This is a genomic window from Candidatus Bandiella numerosa (genome assembly GCF_029981845.1).
GTDB lineage: Bacteria > Pseudomonadota > Alphaproteobacteria > Rickettsiales > Midichloriaceae > Aquirickettsia > Aquirickettsia numerosa.
In genome coordinates this window covers 398841-420419 of record NZ_CP104164.1, presented here as the reverse complement: position 1 = coordinate 420419, position 21579 = coordinate 398841, and the positions used below count along the sequence as shown (strand labels likewise).

The window sequence follows — 21579 nt, the reverse complement described above, 5'->3', positions numbered from 1 at the left end:
AGAGGAGAAAATGGCAAAATCACCAGATCAATTGAGACAAAATACTACAAATAAAGTGAAAATAGTTGCAGAAGTTCAGGAATTGGAAAAGAAAAATAGTACACTTTTAAATGAAAAAGCAAAGCTTGAGAATGAATATGCTAATTTAAAAAATGCATTGGCAAGTGCTGATGAAAAACTAAAAACTATGTCAGCAAATACGGAAACAGAAGCAGTGAAGAATTTAAAAATCCTTAATAGTAGGGTTTCTTCTGAAAAAGCAGAGCTTGAGAAAGAGCATGCTAATTTAAAAATTGCATTGGCAAGTGCTGATGAAAAAATTAAAGCTGGATTCGCAAATACAGAAGCAGAAGCAGTGAGGAATTTAAAAATCCTTAATAGTAGGGTTTCTTCTGAAAAGGCAGAGCTTGAAAAAGAGAACGTTAATTTAAAAATTGCTTTAGCAAGTGCTGATAAGTATAATAGGGATGTAGCAAAAACTACTGAAGACACCTCAAATAAAGGTACCGTTGCTAACCCGTCCCTTATACATACAAATTTTATTACTATTCCAAATACTATTCCTGCAGATAAATCAGGAGGTATGCCTGCAGAAATTCAGGAATTGGAAAAGAAAAATAGTACACTTTCAAAAGAAAAAGCTGCGCTAGAGGAAGAATATGCTAATTTAAAAAATGCATTGGCAAGTGCTGATGAAAAACTAAAAACTGTGTCAGCAAATATAGAAACAGAAGCAGTGAAGAATTTAAAAATCCTTAATAGTAGGGTTTCTTCTGAAAAAGCAGAGCTTGAGAAAAAATACACTACACTAGAGGGAGAACATGCTAATTTAAAAAATGCATTGGCAAGTACAGAAGAAAACCTAAAAACTGTGTCAGCAAACAATAAATGTCCAATTTCTAGCAGTGAATTATTCATACAAGAAAAGTATGAGGCTTTAAAAATTAAATATAGCAATTTAAAAACTAATTTTAAAACTAATTTTAAAGCTAATTATGATGATTTTAAAGCTAATGCTAAAGCTAGTTATGATAATTTAAAAACTAATTTTTGGAATTTAAAAAACAAGGTAAGCGATGGTTTTGAGGGTTTAAAAACAAAATTCTCTAACACTAATGAAAAATTAGAAAACAAAGCTATTACCACAGATAAGGCAGACGAACCAATTTCAATTAACAATATGCTCAATCCAACTATCGAAAAAATAAAATCCGAATACTTTTTCCCAAACTATATGGAAACTGAAGTCGCAAAAGATACCGCAACTTCTATAAATCAGAGAGAATCAAACACAAAATGCTTTGAAATTAGTGATTCTGGCTTAAAAAGCTTAGAATCAGAATCAAGTGATTGTGAAAAAATATACTCATTGCATAATTTTTTAGATTCAATTGGCATAGATAAGGATAACGCAACTCATACTGAATTTTTAAATTTCCTAGGTAATGCTACCACACCTGAGTTAAATAGCGCATTAGCTGAAAAATTTAATAATTTCATTAATCAATACTCTTATGCTAACGAGGGTGGTAAAAAAGTAATAAAATACACAGATGGTCAAGAATGCTTTAAAATAGATAATGAAAAAATAAGCACTTATGGTCAAAATTCATTTTCTGATGAATGCGCTCCATTGATTAATCTATATACATTATTACAAACTGCAAATGCTAATGAAATTTGGCATTACGAAAATTATGATCTTAAAAATCATGATGACGCAGAATTTTGTAAAATTTTAGCTTTCGAGTTTGCTGATAATTAAAATTTTGCTGTAATTTGAGTATTATAAAAATCTTGAAATATCTTAGTTGCAAGGGTGTTAATATACATCCTTGCAATGCAAGCACTAAACAATAAAACTATGTCAAACTTGTTCCCTGCTCTTTAAAATATATATCTTTATCAAATATTTCTAATAGCGTCGTTATTGAATCAGCTAGTGGTTGCCTTATAAGCTCATTTGCATATTCATCAGCAATAGGTACTAATGAAGCATCTCTACATACATCGAAAAATCTAAATCCAGATTCACCACTCTGCCTGACCCCTAAATAATCTCCACTTCCTCTTATCTCCAAATCTTTTTCCGCAATTTCAAATCCATCACTAACACTAGTTAATATACTCAATCTCTTTTTAGAATCTAAACTCAACTTCGTTCCATAAAGCAATATACAATATGACTGAAGAGCTCCTCTTCCAACTCTGCCTCTTAATTGGTGCAATTGAGATAAGCCAAATCTTTCAGCATTTTCAATTACCATAACTGTAGCTTCAGGAACATCTACACCAACTTCAATAACCGTGGTTGAAACTAAAAGTAGCTTCTGGCCGTTTTTAAATTTTTGCATTGCATCATCTTTCTCTTCAATTTTCATTTTACCATGAATCATAGCAACTTTATCTCCTAATTTTTCCTGCAAAATCTTAAAACTATTTTCTACATAGGATAATTGCAATTTTTCTGACTCTTCTATCAAAGGGCATACCCAATAAACCCTCTCTCCTCGTTTCATTAACATTTCCATCTTTTCTATTAAATCACCCATTTTAGATTTTGATAGCATACTAGTTACAATTGGAACATTTGATTTTGGTTTTTGTTTGATAATGCTTACGTCCATATCACCATAATTTAACATGCTAATAGTCCTGGGTATTGGGGTAGCAGATAACATTAATAAATCTACATCATCGCCTTTTTGCAGGAGATTTAACCTCTGTTTAACACCAAATTTATGTTGCTCGTCAATTATTACTAATCCTAAATTTTTAAATGTTACTTTTTCTTGAAATAAAGTGTGAGTTCCGACAACTAAGTCAATATCACCATTTTCCAACCCTTTTAAAATTCTTTTACTCTCTGAAGCTTTTATGCTTCCAACCAAAAGCTCAACTTTAATCTCCATTTGTTTTGTGTAATTGACAATATTCCTATAATGCTGTTGTGCTAAAATTTCTGTTGGCACCATAAAAGCAACTTGCATCTTTGCTTCTAGAGCATTTAATGCGGCACAAATAGCTACGAAGGTTTTTCCGCATCCGACATCTCCCATAAGCAATCTTAGCATTTTCTTTTTTGCCAGTTGATCTTGCGAAATTGAATCAACTGCTAGCTGTTGCTCTTTAGTTAATTTAAATTCCAATTTATCTAAAAAACCCTCTACCAATTTACCAGAAAATTTTATAGAATTTTTTGATTCATTTTGAAGTTTTTGCCTTAAAATTTTAAGGCATATTTGATTTGCAAGTAATTCGTCAAAAGCAATCCTCAATTTAGCATTTTTTAAATCTGCAGAATTAATATCAAGTGGAGAATGCAAAATATTTAATGATTCCACAAACCCTTTCCATTTTTGTTTTTCTAATAAATCATTAGGCAACCAGTTTTCACATTCAGGCATATTACTTAAAATCTTCTTTATTAAGTATGAAATTAATTTTGATGTTAGACCTTGAACCTTCGGATAAACTGTTTCTAATTTAGGAATTTTGTATTTCTCATTTGATTTAACTACTACATCAGGATGCACCATAATAAAATTTCCATCTTGAATTTCTACTTTTCCACTAATGATAATATTTTTTTCAGCAATAAAATTTTGCCTAATATATGGTGGAATTTTATTAAAATAAATTAGTTCAATAAAACCAGATTCATTTTTACATAATATTTTGCTAGGTGATTTATGCCGAAAGCTGGTTTTTATGTTTATCTCAAAAACTTCTACTTCAAGAGTTACCAAATCTCCATTTTTAATTTCATAAATATTTGGTGAATATCTTCTATCAATGTAATCAGTTGGTAAATGAAATAATAAATCCTTAAATTTTCGTATACCAAGTTTAGCAAATAGCTTTGCCCTTGTATCGCCAACATCCATTAATTCAGACACATCATTGGATAAATACCTTATTAAGCCACACTTCATATCTATGAGATAATCAATAAACTTTTTTGCAATTTATCTATTTTATTTCGCAGTTTTGCCGCCTTTTCAAATTCTAAATTTTCAGCAGCTTCAAGCATTTGCTTTTTTAACTTTCCGATATCATTTTCTATAACTTCTAAATCCATAACTTTTTTATCATTATTTTTATCCCTTAAATTAGCTACAGCTAAATTCAAGGAATTCATTAATTGTTTTTTAATTGTGGTTGGAGTAATACCATTTTCTTGATTGTGCTTTTCTTGAATTTTTCTTCTTCTAGAAGTTTCTTGAAGAGCTTTATTTATTGAGTTAGTAATTTTATCAGCATATAAAATTACCCTACCTTCGCTATTCCTTGCTGCACGCCCAATTGTTTGAATCAGTGAAGTTTCTGAACGTAAAAACCCCTCTTTATCAGCATCTAAAATACAAACCAACGAACATTCCGGAATATCAATACCTTCTCTAAGCAAATTCACCCCTACTAAAACATCATATTTACCCTCACGTAATTCTTGAATTATTTGAACTCTCTCTAATGTTTTAATATCTGAGTGCATATATACAGCCTTAATATTTACTTCATTTAAATAGTCTGTTAAATCTTCTGACATTCTTTTTGTCAAGGTTGTAACCAATATTCTTTTATCATTTTTAGCTAGGATTTTACACTCCCCTATCAAATCATCCACTTGTGTTTCGCAACTTCTAACTTCACATATTGGATCTAATAACCCCGTTGGTCTAATAATTTGTTCCACATATTCACCGTTCGTATATGCTAACTCTCTTGGGCTTGGTGTTGCTGAAACAAAAATTGTCTGTGGACGCATTGAGTCCCATTCTTCGTATTTTAGTGGTCTATTATCAAGTGCAGAAGGTAGCCTAAAACCATGTTCTACAAGAGTTTTTTTTCTACCTCTATCTCCATTATACATACCTCCAATCTGTGGTACTGTAACGTGGCTTTCATCTACAAAAAGCAATGCATCCTTTGGTAAATATTCAAATAAAGTTGGCGGTGATTCTCCTTCATTTCGTCCAGATAAATATCTGGAATAATTTTCAATTCCTTTGCAAGAGCCTGATTCTAAAATCATTTCTAGATCAAAATTAGTTCGTTGAGCTATTCTTTGTGCTTCTACAATTTTATCCAATGACTTAAATTCCTCAACCCTCTCCTTCAATTCATCCTGAATTAAATCAATTGCTTGCTCAAGAGTTGGTCTTGGTGTTACATAATGACTATTTGCAAATATGGTAATTGCATCAAGCTTTTTGATTCTTTCACCTGTCAAATAATCAAATTCATAAATTTTCTCAACCTCATCATCACAAAAAGTTATCCTCCAAGCTCTATCTTGATAATGTGATGGGAATATATCTACGTTTTCTCCTCTGATTCTAAACCCTCCTCTTGTAAAATCCAAATCCATACGCTTATATTGCAGCTCAATGAGCTTTTGCATAATATCTCTGCGAGAATATTTCTTGCCCTGCTCTAATTTAAATGACATTTGTAAATACAGTTCAGGAGCGCCTAACCCATAAATACAAGAAACTGAAGCAACTACTATTACGTCCTTCCTTTCAAGCAGTGCTCTGGTGGCAGAATGCCTAAGTAAATCAATTTGTTCATTTATTTGCGCATCCTTTTCTATATAACTATCTGACTGCGGTATATAAGCTTCTGGTTGGTAATAATCATAATACGAAACAAAATATTCCACAGCATTACTGGGGAAAAAACCTTTCATCTCATTGTAAAGCTGTGCTGCTAATGTTTTATTATGAGCCATGATAAGTGCTGGTTTTTGACATCTTTGAATAATGTTTGCCATTGTGAAAGTCTTCCCTGAACCTGTAACTCCCAATAACACTTGATTTCTATTGCCATCGTTTAAACCTTCAGTAAGTTTATCAACAGCCTCTACCTGATCCCCTGCCAGATTATATTCACTTTCAATTTTAAACATTGTCATTTTTAAAAATTATTTGGTATAATTATTGCTGTAACCAATTAAAAGGACAAACACATTTTAAGACTATGTTAGATTCAATAGGTAGTGTCAAGGACGTCTTCAATCCGCAGGAAAATACTCAACAAGCAAAGGCCATAAAAGAGGCTGAGAAACCTTTGAAAAAAATACAGGATGAAGTAAGAATTTCAACCAATACTATCTCTGGTCTGGGGCAATGGCGCACGCATCTTGAAAATTTTGAATCTAATATATCAGAATTTACCTATAATTTCTTAAGAAAAAATGGTGTTTTTGATAGTAAAAAAGTGGTTGCTCCTGAGGAGCTAACAAAAAATTATGCAGAAATAAAAGCTAAACCTGGAACAACCAATCAACAAATTCCTTTTGAAATTGAGTCAATTGCAACAGGCGAGATATTAGCAAGCAAGAATACATTTAATCCTGATGAAACATTTGCTAATGCAGTTTCTAATCCTGCTTGGGGTAGAATAACTCTCACAGTCGGGGATAATGGTCTGAAAGCTGAGCGTAGTAAACTTTCTTCAGGCAAATTCACCATTGGTAACAGTAAAGAAATAGAAATAACAGGTACAGATAATCTTTTAGATATTGCTAAAAAAATTAATAATGTAACTAAGCAAGCCGGAGAAAAAAAGAATCCACATGTTATTGCAAGTGTAGAAAAAGATTCTTCTACAGGACCAGAATATCTGTGGATACGTTCTGATGAAAAGCATCATGGCATACAAAATAAATTTACCCTATCTGGTGCAATAACAAACTCTAATTTTCAAACAAAAAATCAAGAAATTGCAGTTGATTTTGATGATAAGATTACAGTCAGTGATTTTGTTGCAAGATTAAGAAACAATGCAAAAAAAGCTGATATTGAAGTTTTATATAACCCTCAGATTAGTTCTTCTGGCACAAAAACTGGAACTATAACTTTAAAATCATTACTAACTGGCACGGGCAATAATATTAATATTAGCCACAGCACTGGTGTGAACTTTCTATTTAGCACATCAAGCTCTGCACAGGATGCTAAAATAAAGGTTGATGGGCAAGAAATTACATCAAAAACTAATAGAATTGAAACAGATAACCTTTTTATTAATTTGCTTAACAAACCTTCTCAAGTTCATAGCAAAGATCCAATATTTAACCTTTCGGTGCAAAATGACACAGAAGGACTGGTGGAAAAATTTGAAACTTTGGCAAAAAGCTATAATGAGCTTGCAAAATTTGTTGGAACAAATTCTTTACAGGTTGAAGGCGAAGACATTCCAAAACCTGCAGAAATTGCAGCATTGTATAGCTATAGAGATCAATTAAATTATATAAATGAAACTATATACAATGCCTTCAATAAACTTAATCAGTTCAATCGCTATGGAGATGACTCATCTAAATTTGGCATCACCATAAAAAAGACTGACTATACACCTCCACCTGGAAAAGCAGAAAATGGAGAAAGGCAGGTTTATATGCCAATAGAAATATCTGAAATGGTTATTGATAAGGATAAGTTACAAAAAGCACTTGATGAAAATTTTGATGCTTTTAAGGATATTGTTTCGTACAAATTCGAATCAACTAATGAAAATTTTAAATTAAATAATAATCATAAAAATGTAGATCTAGAAATTAATAAGGTTAAAAATTTAGATTACTCCATAAATTATTCAAATGTAGAATATTTTAATAATATTAGTGAAGAAACTACTTCAGCTACTAATAAGGTTAATGGCTCTTCACCTAGCAAAAAGTCTTTCATATTAAATAATGTAAAGATTGATGTTGACGGCAACACGAGCTACTCATCTCTCGTTGATGAAATTAATAAATATTCATCACAAACCAATATCAAGGCTTACCTACTTGGAGATGACAAAATAACACCAACAGACAATCCAGTTGGATCAAAGTTCAAAATTGCCTTAAGTAGTGCTGATGATAAAAACATAGATGCTGGCGATCTTAAAAAAGTGCAAGATAATTTAAGATATTCCCTTAATTTAGCTGATCCAGAAAATGCCTTGAATGTTATTTTTAAGAGTTCCTCTACTGGTCTAGATAATACTACTACACATCCTTTAGTTGATGGTAAAATTCCAACAATTATTTCATATAATACATCAAAAATGGTAACTGTAACTGCAAATTTAGAAGATAATACCCTTGTTACACTACCATCGTATTTTGTACTTGGTAACAACAACAACCTTGAATCAGGAACAGTAAAAATACTTCCAACTACCGATCCTGCTTCTGGCAAAAAAGTTAACTTAGAAAATTTTGAAGTCTTTTATACATCAAAGGAAAATGCAGCGAGCACTATATTTGCTAGACAGGGTATAGCAGATAAAATTAATAACGTACTAAGTAGTTATACAAAGCCAAATGGATCAATTGATAGATTTACAAGACTTGAAGAGAGTGATAGAACCTATAAGAAGAGCCAACTTGATTCAGAGAAAACAAGTTTTGCCAATAAGAAGCACTCTATCGAAAAAGCACTAAACGGTCTTAGAATGCAGGAAATGAAAACCAAGCAATATGAAGAATTCTTAAAACAAATGAATAATGCAGAGAAAGGACGTAATTAATGAGCCATTCGTTATATTTATTAAATGAAAAAGCTGTTACTAAATCAAAATCCACTTATGTTTCTGCAATCGCTAATGTAAAAAACAATAGCATCACTCAGGACTATAAAAATGATATTGATACCATTACTACATATAAAATATATATACAGTCCATTGAAAAAGTTATTCATTTGTTACAAGATATAATGCGTCTCACAGATCAACAAAATGTTGATGAAACTAACTACAATCAAGATACGGAAATTAAAAACTCTATCCATAATAAAATTAATACCATCGATTCCATAATTAATGAATTTACAAAACTATTTAGTGTGATTAAAGATAGCGATCTAGAAAATATATATAATCATCTTTTTATGAAATTTAGTGGAATTGAAATCCAATTAAAGCTATATTTCATAAAACAGGATGTCAAGTATGCTCAAAATTGCTTAAAATTATGTGAATATTTACTTAAAATATTTAAAACTCTTGAACAGCAAGCGCTTAGCAACGAATCATCAGAAAAGATTAAAACAGGTTATCCACAGGATTATAAAAATATTTAAATTGAATTTTTCACCAATTCAAATGCTTTATATACTAGGTATCGGAACTAATTTAGGAAATAAAATTGCTAATATCAAAACTGCTATAGAGCATATTTCTGGCAAATTAAATATAATTAAAATTTCCAATATATACAAGTCTGAGGCTCTATTAAAACCTGAGCATCCTAAGGAGTGGAGTAAGACATTTTTAAACCTAGCTGTATTAATAAAATTTAATGCCGCACCTGAGCAATTACTAGAAATACTCAAATTAATTGAATCAAAAATGGGTAGAAATAAAAATTCACCTACTTGGTCTCCTAGAATAATTGATTTGGATATATTAATTGCAGAAAAATTCACAATTAATACACCAAATTTACAAATACCTCATATAGAATTTTTTAATAGAGATTTCGCTCTAATACCAGCATCAGAAGTTGCTCCAAATATTGTGTACGAACAAAAAACTTTAATAGAACACTGCAAGAAATTTAAAAATAGACCACTTGTATAACCAATTAAATAGAAATGCCTATTACTGAGAGTGGTCCCTAAGTTCGCCACCTAATTTTTCTTGTATTACACTGATTATTTTTTTCGAAATATCTTCTATTTCATCATCAATCAACGTTTTTTGAATTGGCTGCAATTTTACACTGAAAGCAACGGACTTTTTGCATCTAGGATCTTGATTGTTTCTATACACGTCAAAAATATTAATTTCATCTATGATATTTATCTTTAAAGATTTTATAGATTTAATAATTTCTTGGCTTTCAATTGCATCATCCATATAAAATGCAAAATCTCTATTTACACTTTGCAATTCAGATAAAATTAATGATTTTCTTTTCTCTAAATTCTTTTTTGGCAAGTTATCATAAAATATTTCTGCACAAATAACACTTTGTTTGACACTGAATTCTTTTATAGTTTTTGGATGTAACTCACCTACACAGGCAATTAAATTTTTACCCAAATAAAAAGAAGCGCTTTTACCTGGATGATAATATGCCTTTGCACCTTTCTTAATTATAATGCTATCTTCAAAAATGTTTATTTCATTTAATATTGAGTAAAAATCATCCTTTAAATCATAAAAATCAAATTTCCTTTGATCTGAAAAAATATTTTTATTGGACGATTCTCCAGTTCTGATTATAGCTAAACAATTTTCTTCAATTATCGTACTATCTTTATCTTTATAATAAATTTTTCCTGATTCAAAAAGAGAAAGATTTTTCATCCCTCTTGAAATGTTATTTTTGGCTGTTTTTAATAACCCTGGAATTAGACTATTTCTCATTACAGCAAACTCATTACTTATAGGATTAGTAACTTTAATAACCGAATTTTTTATAAATAAATTTGCAGATTCATGATTTATAAATGACCAAGAAATAACTTCAAATATATTTCTATTGATTAAAGTATTTTTAAAAAGAGACAAAAAATCAGATTCTTTTTGCTTTAAATCTTGTACTTTATAGTGAAAATTGCCTAATCCCTGCAAACAATCTGTGCCTTTTATTCTTATTATTTCTTCAGTAATATCGGCATTATCAACTATATCACCCTGCCTCCAAGTTGGAATATCAAATAAATTATCCTTAATTTTCACAAAGCCTAGGTTAATCAAAATGCTGTTTATATCCTGCTCCGTAACCTCAAAACCTAGCAATTTATTAATTTTTTTACAATCAATATCTACCTGTTTCTTATATTCCAATCCAGAACCCAGAATTACCAAAGAGCCAGATATTTTTCCACCACAGTACTTCAAAATCAAATTAGTTAAATATTGCATAAAAGAGGCTGTATTCCCATAGTCGATTCTTCTTTCAAATCTAAATGATGACTCTGTTCTTGTGTTTAATTTCCTAACTGATTTAGAAATATGCGTAGGATTAAAATTTGCTACTTCAACTAGTATGCTTTTTGTATTTTCGTCAACCTTACTATTTTCACCACCTATAATCCCAGCAATAGAAAGTATTTTTTCATCATCAGAGATCACCAATACATCCTTAGGCAAAGTGTGCTCATTGCCATCTAGTGATTTAAAAAATTCACCTTCTTGAGATAATCTTATTTTAATATCTCCTTTTATTTTATCTGCATCATAAATATGGTTAGGTCTACCAAATTCATACATAGTTAAATTCGAAATATCTACTAGCGCACTATGTGATTTTATATCTAGCAATTTAAAGATGGAAATTAAATCATTAGTTAATGAATTTTTATTACCTATATTTTCTATTTTACAAAAAGCTATTTCATGGCAATTTTTATCATCTATTGAAATATTTAAGTGCTTTATAGAATCTCCAAAGACAAATGTATTCTTGTAAAAATCAAAAAATTTAGATTTTAATGCGCCAATTCCCGTTGCCGCTAAATCCCTTGCTATACCGCAAATTGACGCACAATCCCCTCTATTAGGAGTAAGATTGATATCAATAATTTTATCGCTCAAACCTGTTGAACCTGCAAAATTCATCCCTGGCTTTAAATTACTATCCAAAATCTCTATAATCCCTTCGGAATTATTGCCAATCAGTAATTCTGTTTCAGAGCATAACATTCCATTACTTTTTACACCTCTAATTTCAGATGCTTTGATAACCATGTTATTACTTGGTATCGTTGAATCAACTGGAGCAAGAACCACTTTAATACCAGCTCGTGCATTGGAGGCACCACACACAATTTGCAAAATTTCCTTTCCATTATTTACTTTGCAAATTTTTAATTTATCAGCATCAGGATGGCTGATAGCATCAACAATTTCTGCTATGATGAATTGAGAATATACTTTGCCTTTATCTTGAAATTCTTCAACTTCGAGGCCAATATTTGATAAAACCTCAATAACTTTTTCTAAATCTGCACTTAACTCAATAAACGAATTAAGCCAATTATAGGTGAATTTCATAAATCTTTAACTAAAAATAATTAAACTACTTTTTTACTCTTAACTTTCTTATTTTCGTGATACTTAATTTTAGGTTTTGAATCTTGCTTCACAACATTAGAATCAATAATAATTTCTTTAATATTGCCTTCATTAGGAAATTCAAACATTAAATCCAGCAATACTTTATCTATTATTGACCTCAATCCTCTAGCCCCTGTTTTTCTTTTATATGCAACTTTAGCTATTTCTTTTAAAGAATCATCGTCAAAACTTAGCTTAATATCATTAAGCCCAAATAATTTCTGATATTGTTGAATTAAGGAGTTCTTTGGCTCTTTTAGAATTCTAATCAACATTGCCTCATCAAGATCATCTATAGTCACTACCTGAGGCAACCTACCTATAAATTCCGGGATCAATCCATATTTAACCAAATCCTCCGGCTCAACTTTATTAATCATTTTAGAAAGTTCAATATCTTTACTTTTTTCCTTAACAACTGCTTCAAATCCAATCGAACTACTTTTCATCCTTTGGTTTATTATTTTTTCAAGCCCATTAAAAGCACCACTACAAACAAACAATATATTTTCGGTATTAATTTGCAAAAACTCTTGCTGTGGGTGTTTTCTACCACCTTGAGGTGGTATAGAAGCAATTGTGCCTTCCATTAATTTTAGCAAAGCCTGTTGTACTCCTTCACCTGACACATCTCTAGTTATAGATGGACTTTCAGATTTTCTAGATATTTTATCAATTTCATCTATATATATAATACCCCTTTCTGCCTTTTCTATATTATAATCAGCAGCTTGTAATAGTCTCACTAAAATATTTTCTACATCTTCGCCAACGTACCCTGCTTCTGTCAAAGTTGTTGCATCAGCAATAGCGAATGGCACACCTAATATCTTTGCTAGCGTTTGCATTAACAATGTTTTACCACACCCAGTAGGCCCAATCATTAATATATTTGATTTGGAAATTTCTACATCATCAAATTGTGTTTTTTGAGCTTGTTTCTCTAATCTTTTATAATGATTATACACAGCGACTGCCAAAACCTTCTTTGCAAGTTCTTGACCAATTACATATGCATCTAAAATTTCATATATTTTTTTAGGAGTAAGGTTATTTTTGATTAATTGCTCTGATGAAATTTTACTTTCATTCAAGGCCTGAGAACATAAAACAACACATTCATCGCATATATAAACCGCCACACCTGATAGAAGTTTTTTTACTTCATCTTGGCTCTTGCCGCAAAAAGAACAATATAATATTTCTGAATTTGCTTTATTCATTTTGAGCTACCACTCTTTTAGTAATTATTTTATCTATTATACCATAATTTTTAGCTTCTTCTGGAGACATAAAATGATCTCTATCAGCATCTTTTTCGATTTTGGAAGCTTTCTGACCTGTATGATCACTCAATATTTTATTAAGACGATTTTTTAATTGTAATATTTCCTTCGCATGTATCTCAATATCTGTCGCCTGACCACGAAAATCACCTATTGGTTGATGTATCATGATTCTTGAATTTGGAAGAGCATACCTCTTCCCCTTCTCCCCAGCAGCAAGAAGAAAAGAACCCATTGAACAAGCTTGACCTACACATAATGTTGAAACATCAGGCTTTATATACTGCATAGTGTCATAAATTGCCAACCCAGCTGAAACCACACCACCAGGAGAATTTACATACATAAATATATCCTTGCTAGGATTTTCAGATTCCAAAAATAGTAATTGGGCAATGATTATAGAAGCCATATTATCTTCAACTTGCCCACTTAAAAATATTATTCTTTCCTTAAGCAAACGAGAAAATATATCAAACGCCCTTTCACTTTTAGCAGTCTGTTCAATTACAACTGGAATATAAGACATTATAACTATAACTCAAATTTAATTATTTTCCTTTAATTCAGGTAATACCTTTTTTATAAAATCATCGGTAGTCATTTCTGTGCTTTTGAGTTTAACCTTAGACAAAATAAAATCAAGCGCTTTTTCCTCAAGGATAGGTCCTTTAATTTTTTCTAAATTTTCTGGGTCTTTATAAAATTCTAAAATTTTGTCTTTAATTTGAGGATTTTGGTTAGCCTGCATTTCAACTATCTGCTTTAGCTCATCGTGAGTTATTGTTATTTCACCTTTTCTTGCAACTTCAGCCATTATTAACCCTAATTTAACTCTTCTGTGTGCAATTTTTTTATACTCAGATTTTAGTTCTTCCTCTGATTTATTTTTCAAATTCTCTTGCTTATCTTTGCTTTTCTCTAATTCTTTCCACAAAATTTCAAAATCCTGATCAACCATTTTCTCCGGCAAATCAAAATTATATTCTTTATCTATTTTATCAAATAGTTCTCTTTTCATTTTCATCCTTACTGTACTCATAAAATCAAAGTTCAATTTTTGCTTTATAAGCTCATTCAGTCTTTCTTCAGATTCAACTCCTAGCCTTTTTAACATTTCATCTGATACTTTTCCTATTTCTTCTAACTCCTGCAGATCAACGATTTTGATTTTAAATTGAGCTTCTTTATTGGCAATATCTTCTTTAGGATAATCTGCTGGGAATACTAAATTAAATGATTTTTCCTCATTTAACTTACACCCTATTAATTCATTTTCAAAATCAACTAAAAAGCTATTATCTCCAATCACAAGCTCCATATTTTCAGCTTTATTTCCATCAAAATCCTTGCCGTCTATTTGACCATGGAAGTCAATTGCTACTTTATCTCCTGCTTTTGATTTATAATCATCTTTAGCTTTTTTAAATTTTCTAAATTCTTTTAATAAATTATTTTTAGTTTCGTTTATTTCTTTATCAGAAATTTTAATATCGACCTTTTCAATCTCTATAGCCTCCCATTTTACCTCTGGTACCTCAGGCATTGTTTCAATTGCAATCTTAACTGACAAACCATTTTCCTCATCAAAGGATAAGATCTCAACATCTGGCTTTGAGAACGGAATAATTTTTTTCGTATCTATAAGCTCTTTTATACAAGCAGATATATTTTCCTGAATTTGCCTTCCTGTTTCTTCTTTAGCCACTTTTTGTCTTACAATGCTTAAAGGAACTTTCCCTTCTCTAAATCCAGGCATCCTAAAAGTCTTCGCAGCTTCAGAAACTTTTTCTTCAATTTTTGCATTTATTGTGTCAAAAGAAATTTGAATATTATATTCTTTATGAAATTTTTCGTTTTTTGTTTCTTCAATTTTCATTTCGATTTTACTTTATAATTATTTTAGATTCAGGTTTATCAGAATTTTTTAATATGTTAAACAATTTTTTTAAAACTACCCCTCAATGACCTGATATTATTAATAAATGAGAAAAACTTAAGTATATTGGTATTGGCACTGATTAGCCAAAAGAAATCTTCTGATTACTTGAATTAAGTATATTATATTTTACCAATACATTATAAAGCGAATCAGCAAAATGATTAATCATTTCTTCTGTATGAAATGGATTTGCTGTTATTCTTAATCTCTCTTGCCCCTTGGGAACCGTAGGGAAATTAATCCCCTGTACATACACATTATGATTTTGAAGCAAGTCCATGTAAACTTCTTGGCATAATGTAGCATCATTTATCATTACAGATATTATATGAGTCTCATTTTGTAAAAAATTAATCCCCTTACTACTAAGCCTGTCTTTTAATACAGATACGACATATTTCAATTTATCCCTTTCAAGATTAGACCTTCTTAAATACTTTATACTACTCAAAATTGCTTCCGCGATTGCGGGGGGAAGAGAAGTAGTAAATATAAAACCTGGAGAATAGGATCTGATACTATCTACTATTTCATGCTTAGATGCAATATAGCCACCAATTACTCCGTATGCTTTTGCGAATGTACCTTGTATTATATCAACTTTATCTTGATACCCAAGCTTTGCACACATTCCTGCACCCTCTTTTCCATAAATTCCAACAGAATGCACTTCATCCACATATGTTAAGGCATTATACCTTTTTGCTAACATACAAATTTTGCCAACTTCTGCTGTCGTTCCTGACATTGAATAAACCGCCTCAAAAACTATAATTTTGGGACGTTCAGGTGGATAATTTTTTAATTTACTCTCTAGATCATCCATATCATTATGATTGAATACAATCTTCTCAAGTTTACTTTCTTTTATTCCATATATTATGGATGCATGGTTGTTTTGATCAGAAAATATTACACAATCGGGTATAATCTTTGATATAGTAGATAGAGTTGCCTGATTTGCAATATACCCAGAAGTAAAAACAAGAGCTGAATCTTTATTATGCAAATCACTAATTTCTTTTTCAACATTAATTATTGCATTGCTTGTACCAGAGATATTTCTCGTACCTCCAGAGCCAACTCCAAACTGATACGCTCCCTTTGCCAGAGCATCAATCACAGATTGATTTTTACTCATAGACAAATAATCGTTACTGCACCAAAGAGTAATGTCCTTACCATGCTTTACGCTATATGCTCTTACACTACTAGAAGAATAACCTTTTAATTCGGTAAAAACCCTATACCTCCCCTCTGCTTTGATCCTAGAAAGAGCTGAGTGAAAGTGGTTATTCATTTTATCTGGCGCATAAAATTGATTTTAAAATCAATTAAGCGTTTTGTCTTATAACTTTATTTGTTTTAGCAAGCTTTAATCCCACAATCGCCAATATCGTCGCGTAACCGAAACATAGATAGCAAATGCTTGATACTTCTTCTCCAGCATGATGATGTATACCAAATCCAGAAGCAATACCGATAGAACTTAACAATAATACAGTTGGTGAAAAGTCTACACTTTTACCTGTAGTTTTTTTGTATACTTTACTACCGACCATAAGAGAAAATATCATAACCAACGGAGCCACATGCAAAAAACTAATTAATCCTTCTATCATAATATAATTATACTGAAATGTTATTTATACGTTGAATATATAATTTGTTACTTAATAATCAAGTAAAATTTAAGTAAAATACAAATTAATCATTTGCAATAATTTCTGTAAGCGTCAGACCTACCTTATCATCTATCAATACTATTTCGCCTTTTGCAACTAATTTATCATTAACAAATAAATCTACAGGATCTCCAGGCTTTTTATCTAATTCAATTTTATCGCCTTTATTTAATTTAAGTAAATCACTTACTTTAAATTCTGCTTGTCCTAAAACGACTTTTAATTTCATCGGAACATCATAAATCGCCTTTAAATTTAAGTTAATCCCATTTCTGTTTTTAATATCTTCTTTCTCTATAGTCATATAACGTTACCAAAAATTTATTATAAATTATTTTTAAAAATGGATTCTAAATCCTTTTTGACTTTTTCTGTATCTTTTTTTATCAATCCATTGCCCCAATCTACTTTACAGTCACCAATATTTATTGCTTCGTCTTCTACAAGCTTAATTTTTATTGTTGAATTTTGATTTATATCGTCAATATAGCTTTTTATATGCGGTAAATTTTTTGGGTTAACACCTATCCTAATATCATTGGCATGAGTGAGTAGAGGGAGGTTTTTACTCAAAAAATCCAATATAACCTCATTTGGAAATTTTTCACTTAACTTTCCTACTAATTTACTTGCAATTACATAGCTTAACTCTGCACAATCCTTTGACAAATTATCATATTTACTTTCAATTGTTTCATAAATATTAAATAGACTCGATTCAATTTTCATCATTAGGCTGATACTACTATCTTCTTTTGTCTGATCTACTAACTTTTGTTGGGCCTTCTCACATTCTGCCCACCCATTTTCGAAGGACTCAAGTTTTAATGCTTCCACTTTTTCTTTTGTGTATTCATTCTGTTCAACCACAATATCTTTTTTGGCCAATATGTTATTAGCCACTTCTAAATTTTTTCCAGTGTATTCATCTTTGATGTTTTTCTTTAGAGTCAAGTTATTATCATACCCCCTACTATCTGAAAAACTATTAAAAGGAAATTTTTTTATAACATAATTCTTCATATTAATCTGAATCTTTTATAATATCTCTTAAGGTTATTTGTCCTTTATTAATCAACTCCCTTAAAATTAACAATATATTTTTCTGAGATAGCTCAGATTCTTCAAGCTTAGTATTGTTAGAATTATCAATTTCTTCAATTAGAATTTTTGCTGCTCTAGCAGACATGTTATTAAAAAAGCAATTCTTAATGTTATCATCAGCAAATTTTAACGCTTTTGGTAAAATTGATTTATCTGAGTATCTTATTAGCATCTGCATTCCTCTTGAGTCAACTCTCTTAATATCATCAAAAATTAGCATATTTTTTCTAACTAATGATGCTTTATTAGCATCATATTTTTCTAATAGCTCAAAGAACAGACTTTCATCTTTTTTGTCAAGGTTGTTAAATATATCTGCAACGATTTGATTATTATCCAATTCTTTTGAAATGTCGGATTTTTCAACCAAATCTCTTCTTAAGGTGTTTTCTAAATTTATAAGTACACTCTTATTAACCTCATCCATATTTAAAATTCTCTTAATTACCTCAAAAGAAAAATTTTCCGAGAAGTTACTGATAATTTTTGATGCTTTTTGTGATGGTAATTTAGATAAAATAAATGCCACTGTTTGAGGATATTCGTTTTTTAAATATTCAACTAGCACTTTATCACTCATACCTGCTATGATTTCCCAAGTTTTATTCAAAGGACTATTAACATTTTGCATTATAAGATCCACCTTTTCTTGGTCGAAAACTTTGTGTAAAAATCTTCTTAACCTAGGTAAATGACCGCCTAATAAACTCGCATTACTTATTCTATCAGCAAAGTACGATAGTGTATCTAATACTTTATCAGCCTCCATATCTCTTAAATTAGCAATCTGATTAGATATTTTATAAACATCGCTTTCCGATAAATGTTTTAAAATTTTCCCTGCATTTTCCTCACTCAATGCTAAAAGCAAAACAGCTGCACTTTCTAAATTTTCACTTTCTAGATTTTTTGGTTCCATAACGTACTATAAATAAGTTGATAATTACTGCACTTTTTGATCATTATTTATCCATTTTTTCAATATATCTATTGCCTCCTCAGGATATTTTTCAACTAACTCATTTATACTATCTAGCATATGTTTGTGCTTGTTTCCAATATGTAATTTGTTGATTATAGCCCTACTACTCGAATCATCTGAAGAATCAAAATCTTTATTTTCCATATTATCCTCATCAGAAAATTTATTATTAAATCCTAACTTTTTAAAATCAAAAAATTTATTTATCTCCCCAGCTCCATTTTTATTTACCTCTAAAATTCTTGATAATATTGGTTTAAAGATAAGTAATATTATCAAAATAACAATCACCCCTATCATACCCATCTGAATAAGGTTTTTTAGATTTTCGTCTAACCAATTTACCTTTTGATCAGAATCCTGAAGCTTATCATTTGTAAATTCAAGATTAATTATTTCTAATTGATCCCCCCTTTTTTCGTCAAAGCCAATTGCAGATTTTACTAGTATCTTCAGTTGCGCAAGCTCTTCATCACTTCTTTTGTGATATACCTGTTTCTTAGTACTTTCATCTATCTCATAATATCCATCAACCAAAATCCCAACTGAAAGTTTCTCAACACCCCCTTCCTCTATTATTTTATTCGTCACTGTTTTGGATATTTCGTAATTTGTAATATCATCTAGCTTACTTTTTGTCCTAGGCATTTGATTATAGCCAGAAATTTGTTGATTAGAATTTGGAATATTATTAGCAACTGAAATGTTTTCATTCTCATCTCCATCCTTTTCTTTCTCTTCGCTAGTTTTTTTGGAGCGAATCACCTGCCCATCTGGGTCAAAAAATTCAGAAACCATTACTTCTCTATTGTTATTAATTTTAGCAGCAACGTCAACCTTTACCTTACCTATACCAACTCTACTCTCCAAAAGATTTTCAATTTTTAATTTCAACTGTTTCTCTAGCAAATTTTGATATTCTATAAGTTTGAATTCAGAATTATCGCCACCCAATAAACCTTCGTTTTCAGATCCCGGCATCTTTAACGGATGTCCCATACTATCAATAATAGTGATATTTTCTGAAATCAAATCAGGCACAGCTTTTGATACCAGATTGGTAATTGCCTTGACCTCATTTTTTGAAATAGATGCTCCGGGCTTTAACTTTATCATAATCGAGGCAGAAGGAGTCACATTTGACTTAGAAAAAAGCTCCTTTTTTGGCAAAACTAGATGAACTCTAGAATTTTCAATTTGAGATAAACTATTAATAGTTCTAGACAACTCTCCTTCGAGCGCTCTTAAAGAATTAATATTATTTAAAAACTGTGAGCTGCCAAGCCCATTTTCTTTGTCAAAAATTTCATATCCAACAATGTTACCAGAGCTAATAAGCCCACTTTGTGAAAAATACATCCTTAATTCTAACACTTTGTGTGCCGGAACCAGTATTTGGGAATTTTTCATGTCCACCTTATAATCCACACCCATGGATTGCAACTTTAAAGTTACATTTAACCTATTGTTATCACTTAATTCGCTATATAAACTGCCATAAATAGGCTTAGAGCTCATTACAAAGAACAAAGCACCTATTAAAATTGTGACCATAAGTAAAGCCAATATTACTAACTTATTTGTACTTAATCTTTTTAAAAATTCCATTGTTACTTAAAAACCCACTCACACACAGAACCTTGCATTATACTGAATAAAAAGGTTCCAATTTACTAATTAAGTACATGCTAGCAAGTTTATTTTTTTAAATCCAGATTTTTTTTCAAAATTTATGCTGCATCACATCATATTATAAAAATAATATAAGCAATTGTAGCTCAACACCAAACTTTAATGTACTATGTAATTAAAATTCATTATATCTTATACAAATACTTTGATACAATTTAAGAGCATATTAAAAAGGTCCCTAAAAAAACTTCTTAACAATAATATATCTGTGTTGTGTATCACTAAGATAATACAGATATATTTGGAATTTGTATTTATTACATCTAAAGTAGACACTCATATTAATGACAAAGCTATAGATATTTTAAATTCTAATGAGGTTTGTTTTTTGGCATTATGGCACGGCAAAATAATTGTGTTTCCAAAAATAATGAAAAAATTTGGAAAATTTAATGTCTTAACTTCTTTGCATAAAGACGGTAAATATATTGATAAATTTGTGAAATTATATGGTCATAAAACCATTCGGGGTTCAAGTTATAAAGGTAGTTTATCTGCAACAAAAGACATTATAAATTCAATTAAAAATAAAGAAAGCATTGTCATTACTCCTGATGGCCCAAGGGGACCTAGATATAAAGTCAATAGCGCCGTTACAAACCTTGCATCAAAATTCAAAATCCCAGTCATTAATATTTCTTTTGTATCCTCCAAAGCTAAAATTCTTAGAAGCTGGGATGAATTTACAATTCCATTGCCTTTTACCAAGATTGTAGTAGATATCTCTGCTCCAAATTTTTTTACTGAAAAACAAAATAGCAAACTAGAGATTTTGATGATAAAACAAATGCAAGATTTAAAAAAATACCTTTAGAGCAAAAA

The 21579-nt window shown here is 30.4% G+C and carries 17 protein-coding genes; 5 read left to right on the top strand and 12 right to left on the bottom strand.

Annotated features, from left to right (window positions below; all coding sequences use genetic code 11):
* Positions 1 to 10 precede the first annotated feature (10 nt).
* Positions 11 to 1765 (top strand): coiled-coil domain-containing protein, encoded by a 1755-nt coding sequence (locus tag N3Z17_RS02000; protein WP_282472343.1) that lies wholly within the window; start codon positions 11 to 13, stop codon positions 1763 to 1765.
* A 97-nt stretch (positions 1766 to 1862) separates the two neighbouring features.
* Here the strand turns inward: N3Z17_RS02000 and recG are convergent, their stop codons facing one another.
* Both recG and uvrB read right to left on the bottom strand, forming a co-directional pair.
* Positions 1863 to 3935 (bottom strand): ATP-dependent DNA helicase RecG, encoded by a 2073-nt coding sequence (recG, locus tag N3Z17_RS01995; protein ID WP_282472342.1) that lies wholly within the window; start codon positions 3933 to 3935, stop codon positions 1863 to 1865.
* A gap of 2 nt (positions 3936 to 3937) precedes the next feature.
* On the bottom strand, positions 3938 to 5917 hold the full coding sequence (uvrB, locus tag N3Z17_RS01990; RefSeq protein WP_282472341.1) for an excinuclease ABC subunit UvrB: 1980 nt from the start codon (positions 5915 to 5917) through the stop codon (positions 3938 to 3940).
* Positions 5918 to 5982: 65 nt separating this feature from the next.
* Here uvrB and fliD point away from each other — a divergent pair, with 65 nt between their 5' ends.
* The 3 genes from fliD to folK are packed head-to-tail and all read left to right on the top strand — an operon-like array spanning position 5983 to position 9579.
* Complete coding sequence (gene fliD / locus N3Z17_RS01985; protein ID WP_282472340.1) at positions 5983 to 8526, top strand: flagellar filament capping protein FliD; 2544 nt, start codon at positions 5983 to 5985, stop codon at positions 8524 to 8526.
* A complete protein-coding gene (locus tag N3Z17_RS01980; protein WP_282472339.1) occupies positions 8526 to 9080 on the top strand; it encodes a hypothetical protein in 555 nt (184 codons plus the stop codon). Before fliD ends, N3Z17_RS01980 begins: the two co-directional genes overlap by 1 nt.
* 1 nt (position 9081) lies before the next feature.
* On the top strand, positions 9082 to 9579 hold the full coding sequence (gene folK / locus N3Z17_RS01975) for a 2-amino-4-hydroxy-6-hydroxymethyldihydropteridine diphosphokinase (protein ID WP_282472338.1): 498 nt from the start codon (positions 9082 to 9084) through the stop codon (positions 9577 to 9579).
* A gap of 21 nt (positions 9580 to 9600) precedes the next feature.
* On the opposite strand, the gene pheT is transcribed toward folK, so the two are convergent.
* The 10 genes from pheT to fliF all read right to left on the bottom strand — a co-directional run bounded on the left by pheT (position 9601) and on the right by fliF (position 20673).
* The gene (gene pheT / locus N3Z17_RS01970; RefSeq protein WP_282472337.1) at positions 9601 to 12003 is read right to left on the bottom strand and encodes a phenylalanine--tRNA ligase subunit beta; all 2403 of its coding nucleotides are present in this window, start codon (positions 12001 to 12003) and stop codon (positions 9601 to 9603) included.
* 20 nt (positions 12004 to 12023) lie between these two features.
* Positions 12024 to 13289, bottom strand: a complete 1266-nt coding sequence (clpX, locus tag N3Z17_RS01965) for an ATP-dependent Clp protease ATP-binding subunit ClpX (RefSeq protein ID WP_282472336.1) — start codon at positions 13287 to 13289, stop codon at positions 12024 to 12026.
* A complete protein-coding gene (gene clpP / locus N3Z17_RS01960) occupies positions 13282 to 13881 on the bottom strand; it encodes an ATP-dependent Clp endopeptidase proteolytic subunit ClpP (RefSeq protein ID WP_282472335.1) in 600 nt (199 codons plus the stop codon). The genes clpX and clpP overlap by 8 nt, the downstream gene beginning before the upstream one ends.
* 18 nt (positions 13882 to 13899) lie before the next feature.
* Positions 13900 to 15231: a trigger factor gene (gene tig, locus N3Z17_RS01955; protein WP_282472334.1), complete on the bottom strand. Its 1332-nt coding sequence runs from the start codon at positions 15229 to 15231 to the stop codon at positions 13900 to 13902.
* A 142-nt stretch (positions 15232 to 15373) separates the two neighbouring features.
* Positions 15374 to 16594 (bottom strand): 5-aminolevulinate synthase, encoded by a 1221-nt coding sequence (gene hemA, locus N3Z17_RS01950; protein WP_282472333.1) that lies wholly within the window; start codon positions 16592 to 16594, stop codon positions 15374 to 15376.
* A 34-nt stretch (positions 16595 to 16628) separates the two neighbouring features.
* Positions 16629 to 16916 carry a hypothetical protein gene (locus N3Z17_RS01945; RefSeq protein ID WP_282472332.1) on the bottom strand — a complete coding sequence of 96 codons (288 nt, stop codon included), beginning with the start codon at positions 16914 to 16916 and terminating at the stop codon, positions 16629 to 16631.
* Between the two features lie 85 nt (positions 16917 to 17001).
* Complete coding sequence (fliN, locus tag N3Z17_RS01940; RefSeq protein WP_282472331.1) at positions 17002 to 17283, bottom strand: flagellar motor switch protein FliN; 282 nt, start codon at positions 17281 to 17283, stop codon at positions 17002 to 17004.
* 20 nt (positions 17284 to 17303) lie between these two features.
* A complete protein-coding gene (locus tag N3Z17_RS01935) occupies positions 17304 to 18002 on the bottom strand; it encodes a FliH/SctL family protein (RefSeq protein WP_282472330.1) in 699 nt (232 codons plus the stop codon).
* Position 18003: 1 nt separating this feature from the next.
* Positions 18004 to 19002 (bottom strand): flagellar motor switch protein FliG, encoded by a 999-nt coding sequence (locus tag N3Z17_RS01930; RefSeq protein WP_282472329.1) that lies wholly within the window; start codon positions 19000 to 19002, stop codon positions 18004 to 18006.
* Positions 19003 to 19026: 24 nt separating this feature from the next.
* The gene (gene fliF, locus N3Z17_RS01925) at positions 19027 to 20673 is read right to left on the bottom strand and encodes a flagellar basal-body MS-ring/collar protein FliF (protein ID WP_282472328.1); all 1647 of its coding nucleotides are present in this window, start codon (positions 20671 to 20673) and stop codon (positions 19027 to 19029) included.
* Between the two features lie 325 nt (positions 20674 to 20998).
* On the opposite strand from fliF, the gene N3Z17_RS01920 reads away from it, so the two are divergent.
* Positions 20999 to 21571: a lysophospholipid acyltransferase family protein gene (locus N3Z17_RS01920; protein ID WP_282472327.1), complete on the top strand. Its 573-nt coding sequence runs from the start codon at positions 20999 to 21001 to the stop codon at positions 21569 to 21571.
* The last annotated feature ends 8 nt before the right edge of the window (positions 21572 to 21579 follow it).